The organism is Providencia sp. 2023EL-00965 (genome assembly GCF_033550225.1).
GTDB classification, from domain to species: Bacteria; Pseudomonadota; Gammaproteobacteria; order Enterobacterales; family Enterobacteriaceae; genus Providencia; species Providencia manganoxydans.
In genome coordinates, this window is sequence record NZ_JAWUEH010000006.1 from 1 (window position 1) to 15129 (window position 15129).

Consider the following 15129-nt stretch of genomic DNA (forward strand, 5'->3'; position numbering starts at 1 on the left):
GTTAATACATGATAGACTATGTTCAATCAATTTTGTGAGTGGTAATACGACAGTTAAAGCAACCCTTTTCTACGAAATAAGGTAATGCCAAGTGAGGGGAATTATTGCCCCTCACCTTTTCCTCTTCCTTTATTGTTCAGTTGTGGAAATAAGCACCTATTTATTAATCCCTCTTTTTATATAAAGAGGGATTATTTTTAATTAATAATCATTATAACCTTATATAATAGTTTGCTAATTAAAAATCAGACGAATATCAGAATGCCTCACAATACCATATTTGCTAAATCTGCTAATCTTTTGGCGGGTGCTTAACCCTTTTGGGTTTAAGCATTTATTCATAGCCCAAAATGGAAAAGCCCCGATGATTGAGTTTTTATGTTCAACCATCGAGGCACATTCCCAATAAAGACAATTGAGATAGTGCCTCTTAACAAATAAGAGGTCAAGAGGAAATGACTAAGTATATGCTAATATCACTAGTGGCTATCTGTATCACCGTATTTGGAATTTCACTGTTAATACATGATAGACTATGTTCAATCAATTTTGTGAGTGGTAATACGACAGTTAAAGCAACCCTTTTCTACGAAATAAGGTAATGCCAAGTGAGGGGAATTATTGCCCCTCACCTTTTCCTCTTCTTTTATTGTTCAGTTGTGGAAGTAAGCACCTATTTATTAATCCCTCTTTTAATATAAAGAGGGATTATTTTTAATTAAATAATTAGCTTTATATAATTTTATTTTTATAAAATATAAAAAGCCCAGCAAAGCTGGGCAAAAAATATAGAACAAGATTAACCACATTAACGACCAAATAATAACCAATGCATCCTTGCAAACTTCCCGATAAATCATCTTATACCTTAATAAATAGCCAGAAAGCGTAAAAACGCCTTCGGCCATTTACCCACAACTCTCCCTACAGAGCCGTGTTTTAGTACTGACGTACTTTATTTTCTACCATCTCTTTGATTTTATCTGCTGCTGCAACAATTTCTGGTTTATCCGCGACTTGAGCTGTACCTGTGCGCCACCATGCTTCGTAACCATTGGTCATCGTCTTTGGCAGCACTTTAATATCGATCAATACACAGCCTGTCTGTAGTTTTGCATCTTCAATAGCCGCGATCAATTGTGCTTCATCATGCACTCGATAACTTTTACAACCATAGCTTTCTGCATTTTTAGCAAAATCAACTTTCACCAATGCCCCATCCATTTGACCGGTTTTAGGGTTACGATGGCGATTTTCAGTACCAAAGCTTCCCATACCTTGACTCATTTGTAGGTTGTTAATACAGCCAAAACCTGCGTTATCAAATAATAAAATGGTGATTTTCAAGTTTTCTTGAATCGCTGTTTGCAACTCACTGTGCAGCATCAAGTACGAACCATCGCCAACCATGGCATAAACAGGTTGCTCCGGAGCCGCAATTTTTGCACCAACAGCCGCCGCAATTTCATACCCCATACATGAATAACCGTATTCAAGATGATAAGTATCAGAGCATTTAGGTAGCCAAATACGCTGTAAATCCCCCGGCAAAGAGCCTGCTGCACCAACAATAATGGCATTATCTTCCATATGTTGCTGCATTAATCCTAATACTCGAGTCTGCGCCAGCTCTGTTCCCAAGACTTCTCGATACTCAGCCAACTTGTCATCAAGATGTCCTGCGATTTCAGGAACAAAATCCAATGGACTATATTTGATGGAAAACAATCGCGCTAATTCTGATTGCCACTGTTGCTTGGCCTGTTGAATTTTTTCGCCCCACTGAGCCTGATAACCGCTACCTTGCAATTGATGATCAAGTGCAGTTAACCCCTCTTTAGCATCCGCAATCAGCTTCAATGCATCGAGTTTACTTGCGTCAAACTCGGCAACGTTAATATTCAAAAACTCGACATCTGGGTGACTGAATAATGATTTCGATGCCGTCGTAAAGTCAGTGAATCGCGTACCAACGCCAATAACGAGATCAGCTTCTTTGGCCAGTAAATTAGCGGCTAACCCACCTGTCGTGCCAATACCACCAACATTTAGGGGGTGACTCGCAATAACTGCACTTTTACCTGCTTGTGTTTCACCAAATGGGATCGCGTAATGCTCAGCGAATTTTTGAAATGCGTCGTGCGCTTCTGAATAACGGACCCCACCACCACACACGAGTAATGGTTTTTTCTTACGGCGGATCAGTTCCACTGCTTCAGCTAAACTTACGGTCGTCGCCGGACGGCGCTCAATACGATGAATGCGCTTAGCAAAAAAGTAGTCTGGATAATCCCATGCTTCACCTTGAACATCTTGAGGTAAACAAATGGTTACTGCTCCAGTATCAGCTGGATCAGTAAGAACTCGCATGGCATTGATCATTGCTGCCATCAATTGCTCTGGGCGAGAAACGCGATCCCAGTAACGCGAAACGGGACGGAAGCAATCGTTAGTACTAATCGTTCCATCACCATATTGTTCAACTTGCTGTAAAACTGGATCTGGCTGGCGTGTTGCAAATGTATCACCAGGCAGTAATAACAAAGGGATACGGTTAGCGGTTGCTGTTGCCGCCGCAGTCACCATATTCGCCGCTCCCGGCCCAACAGAGGAAGTCACCGCACAAATTTGCTTGCGTTTCTTTTGCTTTGCAAAACCGGTAGCAATATGCGCCATTCCTTGCTCGTTACACCCTTGATAAACCTGTAGATGTCCAGGCGCTTGTTCCAGCGCCTGTCCTAAACCTACCACGTTACCATGGCCGAAAATGGTAAATATTCCCTGAATAAACGGATACTGCTCACCATCAACTTCAACATATTGCTGGTTAAGAAACTTAACGAGTGCTTGAGCTGTGGTCATTGTCTGCTTATTCATATGGGTCTCCATTTATTCCATTGTTGGCATCGTAAAGCTGCTTTCATGATGTTCTAAACGAACACTTGCAGGCCAACGGCTCGTCACAGTCTTCATTCGTGTGTAAAAACGAACACCATCATTACCGTGCACGTTTAGCGGTCCAAAGATAGAACGCTTCCATCCACCAAAGCTGTGGAATGCCATCGGCACTGGAATTGGAATATTAATTCCGACCATACCCGCTAGCACATTTTCTTGGAACTCACGAGCCGTTTCGCCATCACGGGTAAAGATCGCAGTACCATTACCATACTCATGCTGATTAATCAGTTTCAAACCTGTTTCAAAATCCGGTACACGCACAATCGCCAGTACTGGACCAAAAATCTCTTCTTTATAGATAGTCATTTCAGGCGTAACATTATCAAACAGCGTTGGTCCAACAAAGTAACCATTTTCAAAACCCGCTACTTTGAAATCACGGCCATCAACCAACAATTTAGCACCTTGTTTTTCACCGCTTGTGATGTAATCACAAATTTTTGCTTTATGCTGTGCTGAAATCACTGGCCCCATATCATTTTCTTTACCATCAACAATACCCGGCCCTACTGTCATTTTGGCAATTTGTTGCTCAAGGTTAGCAATTAAAGTATCTGCCGTTTCATCACCAACCGCTAAAACCACAGATAAAGCCATACAGCGTTCGCCGGCTGCCCCAAATGCCGCTCCCATAATGGCGTTGGTCGCTAAATTCATATCGGCATCTGGCATTAATATACAATGGTTTTTAGCACCACCCAGAGCTTGACAACGTTTTCCATGCTCCGAGGCTGTTGTATAAATATATTCTGCAATCGGTGTTGAACCGACAAAGCTTACCGCCTGAATTTCAGGTGCTCTCAATAACACATCAACGGATTCTTTATCACCTTGCACAACGTTAAACACACCATCCGGAAGACCCGCTTCTTTTAACAATTTAGCGAGTTCCAGTGCGAGTGAAGGGTCTTTCTCAGATGGTTTAAGTACAAAGGTGTTCCCCGTTGCGAGTGCGACAGGAAACATCCACATTGGTACCATCGCAGGGAAGTTAAACGGTGTAATACCTGCGCAAACCCCTAGAGGTTGCATTAAAGAATGACTATCAACACCTGTTGCAACATTGGCTGAGTGCTCACCTTTTTGCAAATGCGGGATACCACATGCAAATTCAACCACTTCTAAACCACGAGTTAGCTCACCTACCGCATCCGAAAAAACTTTGCCATGCTCTTTAGAAATTAAGCGCGCTAAGTCGTCCATATGTAATTCGAGTAATGCTTTAAATTTAAATAAGATCCGAGCGCGTTTTAATGGTGAAAGTTTTGACCACATAGGGAACGCTTTATGAGCAACCTCTATTGCCTTTTTCGTTTCAGCAGCGCTGCTCAACACAACCTGAGCGATTTGTTCACCTGTTGCTGGGTTATATACGGGTGAAAAACGCCCACTTTGGCTAGATACCAGTTCACCGCCAATGAAATTCTGAATCTGTTGCATGTTGCCTCTCTTTAGCTGATAGAGTTACCTTGTTGCTAAAGATATATGAAATATTCATTTCATTTTCAACTAAAACTGAAATAACATTCAATTTATGTGATCCAGCCTGAGTTTTTATGAAATTATCGACTGAAGATAAAGACAGGTGTTTCAAAAATCGTTCTAATCAGCCTTCAGTACAGTAGGTAATATGAATTAATTATTCCATTTAGTCAGATTCGTTTTTCAAAAAGATTCGACTAACGGCTGAAAATAACTACAATCAAGAACCTAGGGGCTATTGACCTTTGCTGCTGATTTTTACGACTAAACAAGGTCAAAAAACAGCCTAATAAATTGATTGATGTGTTAATCAGGCTGACTCACTATCATTTGAGTTAAATATTGTGATTGAATGTTGCCCTGCGGGTTCGATTAAAGCACATTTCTCTCATTTGATGCGACGTTGAGAGGCTCTTGCCTATTTCACTAGGTGGCGAATTTTTCGCCTTGCCTAAAATGGCTTTAACTCGAATGAAAATTGACCATCAAAGGTCAACAGCCCCTAGTCACGGAGGTTTTATGTCAACTGCATCGAATTTGAATGAGTTTCAGGAGCAAGTTCGCTCCCGTTACGATGAACTAAGTAAACGATTACAACAAGTTGCGCGCTATGTACTGGATAATACCAATAGCGTGGCATTTGATACTGTTGCTGTCATCGCTAAAGAAGCGAATGTACCGCCATCAACCTTGATCCGTTTTGCTAATGCATTTAATTTCAGTGGATTTAACGAAATGAAACAATTATTTCGTATGAATTTAGTGGAAGAAACGGCTAGCTACACGGATCGTGCTCGTTTATTCAGAGAAATGGATAGTGAGCAAGAACTTAGTGATGATCCAGCTCAAATCTTAAAAGAGTTTGCTCACTCTAATGCACAAGCGTTGCAACAAATGGCCGCTCGTACCCCAGCCGAAGATCTTGAAAAAGCGGTCTCCTTACTGGTTGAAGCCGATAACGTATATATCATTGGATTGCGCCGTTCATTTAGTGTTGCAACTTATCTAAGCTATGCATTGAGCCATTTAGAATGTCGCCCACAGCTTATCGATGGCCTAGGCGGTATGTTTAAAGAGCAGATTAGCCGAATTGGCGAAAAAGATGTGGTTATCTCAATCAGTTTTACGCCTTATGCAGAAGAGACCATTATGGTTAGCGAAAAAGCAGCGCAAACTGGCGCAAAACAAATCGTGATTACAGATAGTCAAATTAGTCCATTAGCTAGCTTTAGTGACGTTTGTTTTGTGATCAAAGAAGCACAAGTGGATGCATTTCGCTCTCAATCAGCAACCTTATGCCTTGCTCAATCACTGACTGTTGCATTAGCCTACCGCCAAGGAAGCAAACTGGTTTAACTGTTATTGGGCTTTGTCTACAAACACCTCCGAGTGGCATTGCCCTATCCAATAATCCCTTCACTACATCATCTAATTTTATCAGTCGTACTCGTAATATTAAAATTGTGAAGCCAGTCAGAAAATAGTAATTTCAATAAAATTATTAATGAAATTACTATTTCACGCTGTTATGTTGAGATAATGTAAATATTCCTATACTCAAAATCATACTAAGTGCAGCTAAGTAACCAGTGAACAAATTGCTAAAAATATAGAGACTCGATGACGAATATGAATATAGTCACTATAACTTGAGACAAAGCGCTGTAACTTAAAGTATGACGAGTATATAACCAAAAATTTGGTGTGGAGCGTCAACAATGAATGCACATTTCCTCTATTTATTTGGTCACTTGCGCTTACTTGAAGAGCAACATAACCTTATTTCACTCAATAAAGCAGGTATAGGTTTAATCGGTAGTTCCACCCATAACTTATGGTATACAGAAGCGATACTACACAGCCAGCATCATTGTGAGCTCAAATCAGTTTGTAGCCTTGATTTTCCAACTCACTCAGCCAGCTATTTTGTACGTCAAAAAAGAAAGATAGAGCAGCTTATTGAAGATGATGCGGTAAATACCATTATTGTCACATCGATATATAGCGATGAATTACTCAAATTTATTATTCGAGCAGCCGTTGATGAAGGCAAACATATTTTAGTCAGTAACGTTCCAAATTATGGAACTAATGAACTTAATGAGCTGCTTAAATTAGCGCATTATAATGATGTGAACATCTGCCTTGATAATGCGCTCTATTTTTCTCCACAATACGATGAAATAAAATCACTATTATCCAATAAGAATACCCTTAATACTGGTTTATTGAGATTATCTGCCCACCGACAAATCAATAAAGATGATTATCTATCCCATGATAAATTACGTTTCTTAATTTCTGGAAAAATATCATTACTTCTCTCGATACTCCCTAAATTTCAATTTGAGTCGCTATCTGTTCAATATTCTCGACCGTTTTCATTTATTGAAGATGGAGATGTACTAATCATTCACCTAAAAAATAAAACTGGTTTTCTCGTTTCATTAGAATTGTTCTTTAATACAGGTAATACATCTGATCAATTATCTTTAACACAAGGTCAACATGATCTTCAGTTTGAGAGTTTTCTAATTTCCAATAATCAAAACTTAATAGCCGATGAAAATTCTCTTATTATAAAGCAACTTGACCATTTTATATTAAACTTACATAAAGCAAATAAAATAGTGATAACTTCACAGTTAATACACGTAAATACAATGACTGAGTCAATTTTAACTCACCTTACAATTAACCAATTCATTTAAACCGTATAAATTAACCAAGGCTAATCAATAATCTTGTTAATTATAACTTCGATGATTATTTTTAATAAAAACTAAGTTTTACAATTTCACGTGTTATTACTTAACTAAAATTACCTATTTCCAATCAAGCCCGGAAGAAGCAAGTTACAAATAGAGTAACCCTGCAATTTCTTCCGGTCCGATTAAATTGCTCATAGTATCTCGCTATGTTTGTTTTAATTCTTTTGTTAATGCTACTGACTAGATAATTGTTGTTCTTCCTTGTTTTTAATCACCTTTTAGTGAATGGTACAACGTGTTCCGAGGTTAACGTTAACAACACCATACAAAAATGTGGTTGGTTCCAAGTTAAATAAACATGCGAATTGGAATAAAGAATCAACGTCAATGCAGCTTTCACCACTTTCGAAACGATTCATCTCATCTTCTGATACGCCTATCAATCTCGCTGTTTGTTTCAACGACATTTTATGACTCTCTCTTTGCTGGCGAATTCTAATACCAAGCATTTTTGCAATATTATCTTTGTGCATAATAAACTCCTAAAAATATAATCAAAGTGAAGTTAGTTTTATCGATGCGTAAATTAACATTCTGGCTCCATAATTTAATTGATTTAAATTAAAAAACAGTGTTAAAAAAACAATCATATACAGAACATCTAAAAAAGACCAAAAACCAACAAAAAACCTTAACATATTGAATTAAAATAAAAATAAAAATATTATTTTTTTTACTACCTAATTTCATATAGTGACATTAATCACAAAAAAAATGTATCCTAACTTAGGATTACTCGAACAAAGAACCTCTTTTTATGACATTAACTAACTAATTTAATAGGCTTTATTATTTTTTATAATCTAATTCTAATACTATTTTCACAGGTGACTATAAGATTATTTCTATATTATCGGCAAATAAAATAATTTTTATTGTTAAAAATCATGACATTTTATGTCGATTGATTTCTGACTATTATTTTTCTTAATAAAAAAACATTTAATGTCATATTTTAATTTCTGAAGTCTAGTATATTATTAGGGATAATAATTATAAAACATAAAAAATAATTATCATTATTAGATTAAAAAACATCGTTAAATGATTGTATTAAGAATTTACGATGATTGAATATTTCAGGTAAAAGTAACATCTACAAATCAAGATTTTTAAATAACATAGTTACTCTCATTAAAAGAAAAACCTGAAATTTTAATAAGATACTCTAAATAATCCAAGATACGGCTAGGCGATAAATGTCAGGCTCGCTAACAAAATACGTCACTAATGCGAGTGGGTATAATCTTCATACGCTAGTGCGATACACCGTAACTTGCAATATCACGAGTATATACACCAACTGGGGATCTTTGAATAACCGTTGTTTATTTTGGAGAGTTCTAAGGTATGTCTCATAATGATATGAATAGTATGATGATGCTCGCGCGTCATTTGCCTCAAAAAGCCGTTGCTTTAATATTAGCAGGGGGCCGAGGTACACGCCTTAAAGATTTGACACTAAAACGTGCTAAACCCGCTGTTCATTTTGGCGGTAAATTTCGTATTATCGATTTTGCATTATCAAATTGCCTGAATTCAGGGATCAGACGTATAGGCGTTATTACACAATATCAATCTCACTCTTTAGTTCAACATATACAAAGAGGATGGTCATTTTTTAATGAAGAAATGAATGAGTTTGTTGATTTACTTCCCGCTCAACAACGCGAAATGACCGACCATTGGTATAAAGGTACCGCAGATGCCGTTTACCAAAATATGGATATTATCCGTAATTATAACGCAGAGTACATTGTCATTCTTGCAGGCGATCACATCTATAAAATGGATTATTCACGCATGCTCCTTGATCACGTTACCAACGATGCAAAATTTACGGTTGCTTGTATTAAAGTAAAACAAGAAGAAGCTCACCAATTTGGCGTGATGGAAATTGATGATAATCGCTGGGTTACTCAATTTCATGAAAAACCTGAGCATCCCCCAATTTTAAAAGAAGATCCTAATCATTGCTTAGCTAGTATGGGGATCTATATTTTTAACAGTGATTACCTCTATAAAATGTTAGAGGATGACAATATCTGTCCTGAATCCAGTAATGATTTTGGCAAAGATATTATTCCTCGAATAGTGGCTCGTGGTGAAGCATTAGCACATCCTTTTGAATACTCCTGTGTGACAAGCAATACAGAGATCCCCCCTTACTGGCGAGATGTTGGAACGCTTGAAGCCTACTGGTCGGCGACGCTGGATCTGGCTTCTGTAACGCCTGAATTAGATATGTATGATCGTAATTGGCCTATACGCACTTATATGGAGCCATTACCCCCTGCAAAATTTGTTCAAGACCGTTCGGGAAGCCACGGAATGACCATGAATTCATTAGTTGCAGGTGGCTGTATTATTTCTGGTTCAATTGTGATGCGTTCAGTCCTATTTCCACGAGTTAGAGTGAACTCATTTTGTAATATTGAGTCTTCTATTTTATTACCCGGTGTTAATGTTGGTCGTTCATCACGCTTACACCGCTGTATTATCGATAGAGGTTGTAACATTCCTGAAAATACTGTTATCGGAGAAAACCCAGAAGAAGATAGCCAGCGTTTCTATCGAACAGAACAGGGAATCGTTCTGGTCACAAAAGATATGTTAGAGAACATAAATAAAAATAAGGAATGAAATCATGAACTCTCATTTTGTTTATGAATGTAATTCACCATTAGTCACCCATGAAGCACTCAAAAACTCCATCATCTATAAACTCAAGTTTGTGATTGGCAAAGAACCCTATATTGCAACACAGCGCGAGTGGTTAGAAGCTATCTTATTAGCCGCACGTGATCGGATCGTTGACCGATGGATGACCACTAACCGTGCTGAATATTCACAACAACTCAAGCAAGTTTATTATTTATCAATGGAGTTTTTACTGGGTCGTTCATTATCCAATACATTGATTTCAATGAATATGTATGATGATTTAGTCACAGTAGTCACTGAACTTGGTTTTGATTTTGAACAATTATTAGAGCAAGAAACAGATCCCGGCCTCGGCAATGGTGGCCTAGGCCGACTTGCTGCGTGTTTTTTAGATTCTCTAGCAACCATGAACCTACCTGGCTGTGGTTATGGTATACGCTACGAATATGGCATGTTCCGACAAACCATACGTAACGGTCAACAAATCGAATGTCCCGATGACTGGCTAGCACATGGTAATCCTTGGGAGTTTCCACGTACAGAAAGCCGTTATCAAATACAATTTGAAGGTCATGTTATTGAAGAGGATGGGTGCCAGCAATGGATAAAAACTAACGATATTATTGCTGTCGCTTACGATCAAATTATTCCTGGCTATAAAACCGAAGCAACAAACACATTACGATTGTGGAGTGCTAAAGCCAGTGACGAATTTGATCTACAAATTTTCAATGATGGGGAGTATTACTCCGCCGTTAAGAAAAAAAATGAGTCTGAAAACGTCTCACGAGTTCTGTACCCTAATGACTCAACCTATTCAGGAAAAGAATTACGCCTCAAACAAGAATATTTCCTTGTTTCTGCCTCTGTACAAGACATTCTCTATCGACATTGGCTGGTTTATGAAACATGGGATAACTTAGCCGATAAAGTATCAATCCATTTAAACGATACCCACCCTGTTTTAGCAATCCCCGAATTGATCCGTATTTTAATTGATAAACATCAGGTTAGTTGGCAGGATGCCTTTTCTCTCGCCAATAAAATCTTTTCATACACCAATCACACATTAATGAGCGAAGCGTTGGAAACGTGGCCGGTAGAAATGATCCGTAAAATTTTACCACGTCATTTACAAATCATTTATCAAATCAATGATGATTTTTTACAGCAAGTTATTCAGCAGTTTCCTCATGACTATGAACTCCCTCGCCGAGTATCAATCATTAATGAAGATTATGGCCAACAGGTACGAATGGCTTGGCTCGCAGCGATCGTGTGCCATAAAGTAAATGGTGTTTCCAAACTACATAGTCAGCTAATGGTCGATGCTTTATTTGCCGATTTTGCACTCATTTTTCCCAATAAATTCTGCAATATTACGAATGGCGTTACCCCAAGACGTTGGCTAGCCGTTGCTAACCCTGAACTCACTGAAATGATAGAAGAAAATATAGGGCAACAATGGCTCACAGACCTTCCGCTGTTAGATGAGCTAAAACAATGGGCTGATTACCCGCAATTTTTAGACAAGTTACGACAAGTAAAACTGCGCAACAAACAAAAACTCGCAATTTTTATTGCACAGACGCAAGGAATTGTCATTAACCCTGAAGCTTTATTTGATGTACAAATTAAACGTATTCACGAATACAAGCGACAACTATTGAATTTAATGCATGTGATTACTCACTATAACCGAATTCTAGCTAACCCCAGCAAAAATTGGGTACCGCGAGTCGTTATTTTTTCAGGTAAAGCGGCTTCTTCATACAGTGCTGCGAAAAAAATAATCCACTTGATCAATGATGTTGCAAAAGTCATCAATAATGATGAGCGTATAGGTGATCGCCTTAAAATCGTATTTATTCCCGATTACGGTGTAAGTTTGGCACAAAAAATCATCCCCGCAACCGACCTTTCGGAACAAATTTCACTTGCAGGTACAGAAGCTTCAGGCACTGGTAACATGAAATTTGCTCTCAATGGAGCCCTCACGATCGGAACATTAGATGGCGCGAATGTTGAAATACGCGAACACGTAGGTCATGAAAATATCTTTATATTTGGCCATACCATTGAAGAAGTAAAGCAGATCAAGCAAAACTACTATTATCCACGTTGGTATTATGACAATGATGCTGAGCTAAAGCAGGTGATAGATCAGATAAACGATGGTTATTTTAAACCTGATGCTCCTAACTTTTATCATGATCTGACCAATAGCTTATTAGATGGTGGTGATCAGTACTTATTGTTTGCAGATTATCGAAGCTATATTAATACCCAAGAACAGGTTAATAAGCTCTATCAAGACCCACTCGCATGGCAATCTAAAGTTACCCAAAATATTTGTAATATGGGTTTCTTTTCTTCAGATAGGACGATTAAAGAATATGCGACACAAATTTGGAATATAAAGCCTATCAATTTATGATTATATCCTTTAAATTAGGCCAGATATTTGAGTTAAGATTATCTGTGATGATAAAACTTACTTAACTTCACAACAATTTTAAAAAACTATCAGTCGGTATGCTATTCTGCAACCGACTGAAATGTGCTTTTATCTAGTAATAAGTCCAAAACGTATCACTTCTTTGTTCTACACCTTGGACCAAGCCGATTTAAAAGGGTAACTATGCTTCAAGAAAGTGTTATCAGGGAAATCATTCTCTGGATCGAGAAAAACTTAGAGTCTCGCCTATCTTTAGATACTGTTGCCGAAAAATCCGGATATACCAAATGGCATTTTCAGCGTCTGTTTAAAAATCAAACAGGCCTTGCTCTTGGCTCTTATATTCGAGCTAGACGCTTGTCTTGTTCTGCGGTTGCGCTTAGGCTCACCAATGACAGCATAATGGATATTTCTCTACGCTATCGTTTTGATTCGCAGCAAACATTTTGCCGTGCTTTTAAAAAACAATTTAATGTAACACCATCTGAATATCGCAAACGCACTGGCTGGAAAATAGAAGGGTTTTGTTTACCACTTAGAGAAAGCAAAGAGTTCAGCGTTGAGGTTAACCTTATTAAATTAGAGCCTATTAAGCTAATAGGTAAGCAACATCGCTATACTCAAGGTATTAATGAGTGGAATTTCAAAACAGAAGAACTGCGTCGTCATTATTGGCGTGATTTTCTCACCGAGATCCAATATGTCACGACAAATCTATATGCAATCAATGGTGTTGATTCGGTAGATGCTCAAGAAGGCCAATTTTGCTATACCACCGCACTTGATGAGCGAGATATCGACCCCGTTCCGCCTAATCCCAAAATTATGACGTTGCCAGCAGGTGACTATTTACAAATAAAATTTACCTGCGATGAACTTCATGGTATCGACTATAACGATATAATTTATACCGTATATGGAAAAGTACTTGCAAGCATGGATATTGTCCGAGGTGAAGGTTCTGATATCGAAAATTATGTTTTGAAATCAAAACCAAGTTACGAACAGTTTGTTGAAAATTCTAGACTTTATCTTAAAGAGCTCAATTACTGCATTCCTGTTATTATTTAGTCTCTCAGAAGAAAAACTGACTATTTTTTTAGTTAGTTTTTCTTTGCCTAAAATCAATATTCTTAAGTTTTCTCTAGAAAAAATGTCTTATTTTCTAATTCTCATAAATAAAATTTAATTTTGATACTCAAATATGGATTAAATAAAAACCTGTATCATATAAAGTGTAAAAATTACCCTCCATTATCCTATCCCTCCTGATTTATTTCGCATTGAAAGCAAATGAAGATCGCGCTAGCATGAATTTGAGTTATGTGAATTACGTATAAATAGCTAGGTAGATTTTCTAATATTACTATCAAGGATTAATGCTAATGGTAGAAAAAAACCAATCAACCAATCTAATGGTTATCTTCGTCGGTTTACTCGCAGCACTAGCGGGTCTCTTTTTTGGCTTAGATACTGGTGTTATCTCAGGGGCACTTCCTTTTATTAGTAAGCAGTTTGATATTTCCGCGACTCAGCAAGAACTCATTGTTAGTTCTATGATGTTCGGCGCTGCTGCCGGAGCAATTATTAGTGGTTGGCTATCATCTTGGGGAGGACGTAAAAGAAGTTTATTGCTTAGTTCCATACTATTTATTATTGGCGCGCTAGGCTCTGCATTTTCACCAAATGCCGAGGTTCTTATTGGCTCACGCGTGATATTAGGTCTAGCAATTGGTATCTCATCTTTTACAACACCCGCCTATTTATCCGAAATAGCCCCCAAAAAGATCCGGGGTGGAATGATATCTATGTATCAGTTAATGATCACCATAGGTATTTTACTGGCATTCATTTCAGATACTGGGTTTAGCTATGATCATGCGTGGCGTTGGATGTTAGGGATCACTGCAATTCCAGCTGTCCTGCTATTTATTGGCGTCACTTTTTTACCTGAAAGTCCACGCTGGCTGGCCAGTAAGAACCGTTCCGATGATGCAAAAACTATCTTATTAAAACTCAGAAATTCAGAAACTGAAGCAATACAAGAATTAGACGATATTTTTAATAGCCTCAAAATCAAACAATCTGGTTTTGGTTTATTCAAAAATAACAGTAATTTCCGCCGTAGTGTATTTTTAGGGATCTCTTTGCAATTTATGCAACAACTAACCGGCATCAACGTCATTATGTACTATGCCCCGAAAATCTTCTCATTAGCCGGTTTTGAAACTACCACTCAACAAATGTATGGTACGGTACTGGTTGGATTGGTCAATGTGATTGCAACTTTTCTTGCCATCTCAATTATTGACCGTTTCGGTCGTAAAAAATTATTAGTCTTTGGCTTTAGTGTTATGGCAATAAGCATTGGTCTACTCGCTTATTTATTATCTTTCGACGCTCATACCTTACTTATCCAGTATGCTAGCATTGCATTCCTACTTATTTTTATTATTGGCTTTGCTGTCAGCGCAGGCCCTATCATGTGGGTTCTCTGTTCTGAGATACAACCACTTAAAGGGCGTGATTTTGGTATTACTTGCTCAACCACTTCAAACTGGGTTGCTAACATGATAGTGAGTGCTACTTTCTTAACACTGTTATCGACACTCGGTGATACACATACATTTTGGCTATATGCGGCGCTCAATGCGGCATTTATTTTAGTCACACTCTACTTTGTACCAGAAACCAAAAATGTTTCTTTAGAGCATATTGAAGAAAACTTAATGAAAGGTAATTCGCTACGCAATATTGGCCGATAACTGATTATATCCCCCCTATCATGGGGGG

At 37.9% G+C, this 15129-nt stretch carries 10 protein-coding genes; 7 read left to right on the top strand and 3 right to left on the bottom strand.

What is annotated here, in order from left to right; all coding sequences use genetic code 11:
- Positions 1-467: 467 nt before the first annotated feature.
- Positions 468-602 carry a Hok/Gef family protein gene (locus SC428_RS09335; protein WP_233445806.1) on the top strand — a complete coding sequence of 45 codons (135 nt, stop codon included), beginning with the start codon at positions 468-470 and terminating at the stop codon, positions 600-602.
- Positions 603-939: 337 nt separating this feature from the next.
- On the opposite strand, the gene iolD is transcribed toward SC428_RS09335, so the two are convergent.
- Both iolD and SC428_RS09345 read right to left on the bottom strand, forming a co-directional pair.
- Positions 940-2877, bottom strand: coding sequence for a 3D-(3,5/4)-trihydroxycyclohexane-1,2-dione acylhydrolase (decyclizing) (gene iolD, locus SC428_RS09340; RefSeq protein WP_139158600.1), 1938 nt, complete (start codon positions 2875-2877; stop codon positions 940-942).
- A gap of 12 nt (positions 2878-2889) precedes the next feature.
- Positions 2890-4401 (bottom strand): CoA-acylating methylmalonate-semialdehyde dehydrogenase, encoded by a 1512-nt coding sequence (locus SC428_RS09345; RefSeq protein WP_070925109.1) that lies wholly within the window; start codon positions 4399-4401, stop codon positions 2890-2892.
- Positions 4402-4962: 561 nt separating this feature from the next.
- Here SC428_RS09345 and SC428_RS09350 point away from each other — a divergent pair.
- Complete coding sequence (locus SC428_RS09350) at positions 4963-5799, top strand: MurR/RpiR family transcriptional regulator (RefSeq protein WP_140182838.1); 837 nt, start codon at positions 4963-4965, stop codon at positions 5797-5799.
- Positions 5800-6161: 362 nt separating this feature from the next.
- Complete coding sequence (locus tag SC428_RS09355) at positions 6162-7154, top strand: hypothetical protein (protein ID WP_140187740.1); 993 nt, start codon at positions 6162-6164, stop codon at positions 7152-7154.
- 278 nt (positions 7155-7432) lie between these two features.
- Here the strand turns inward: SC428_RS09355 and SC428_RS09360 are convergent, their stop codons facing one another.
- A complete protein-coding gene (locus SC428_RS09360; protein ID WP_070925112.1) occupies positions 7433-7687 on the bottom strand; it encodes a helix-turn-helix domain-containing protein in 255 nt (84 codons plus the stop codon).
- A gap of 877 nt (positions 7688-8564) precedes the next feature.
- Here SC428_RS09360 and glgC point away from each other — a divergent pair.
- From glgC to SC428_RS09380, 4 genes are all read left to right on the top strand, one after another.
- Positions 8565-9857, top strand: coding sequence for a glucose-1-phosphate adenylyltransferase (glgC, locus tag SC428_RS09365; protein ID WP_070925113.1), 1293 nt, complete (start codon positions 8565-8567; stop codon positions 9855-9857).
- Between the two features lie 4 nt (positions 9858-9861).
- Positions 9862-12315 carry a glycogen/starch/alpha-glucan family phosphorylase gene (glgP, locus tag SC428_RS09370; protein ID WP_318707252.1) on the top strand — a complete coding sequence of 818 codons (2454 nt, stop codon included), beginning with the start codon at positions 9862-9864 and terminating at the stop codon, positions 12313-12315.
- Between the two features lie 204 nt (positions 12316-12519).
- The gene (locus SC428_RS09375) at positions 12520-13407 is read left to right on the top strand and encodes a helix-turn-helix domain-containing protein (protein ID WP_070925115.1); all 888 of its coding nucleotides are present in this window, start codon (positions 12520-12522) and stop codon (positions 13405-13407) included.
- Between the two features lie 314 nt (positions 13408-13721).
- A complete protein-coding gene (locus SC428_RS09380) occupies positions 13722-15101 on the top strand; it encodes a sugar porter family MFS transporter (RefSeq protein WP_318707255.1) in 1380 nt (459 codons plus the stop codon).
- Positions 15102-15129: the final 28 nt, after the last annotated feature.